Raw genomic sequence first — 265 nt, 5'->3', positions numbered from 1 at the left:
TGTGGGTCAGCCTGGATGGACGTTTTTTTCGGCTGGTGCGCATTTTTGTCCCCGTCGGGATGTGTGTGCTGGTTGGGAAGTTTTCATCTATTTTGTTTTTTTTGGACAATCTTTTGGACTGGCTGCCGGCTTTTGGGTTGGTGGTTGGTTTGCTGGTTGTTTGTTTTTTTGCCAAGTTTTCGAGCTTTCTTGACATTTAGTGTTTTAGCGAGAGTCCTGTGTGGGGTTTTGTCCTTGTGCGGGGTTTTTGTTGTTAAAGCTTTTG

1 protein-coding gene is annotated in these 265 nt (G+C 45.3%); it reads left to right on the top strand.

Annotated features, from left to right (window positions below):
• Window positions 1-200, top strand: a 200-nt coding sequence (locus JZY06_RS07940; protein WP_207279028.1) for a hypothetical protein, incomplete at its 5' end; no start/stop codon positions are given.
• Window positions 201-265: the final 65 nt, after the last annotated feature.

The organism is Corynebacterium mendelii, from assembly GCF_017307055.1.
In the GTDB taxonomy this organism is placed as follows: domain Bacteria; phylum Actinomycetota; class Actinomycetes; order Mycobacteriales; family Mycobacteriaceae; genus Corynebacterium; species Corynebacterium mendelii.
The sequence above is the reverse complement of the archived record's forward strand: the minus strand, read 5'-3'. Positions and strand labels throughout refer to the sequence as shown.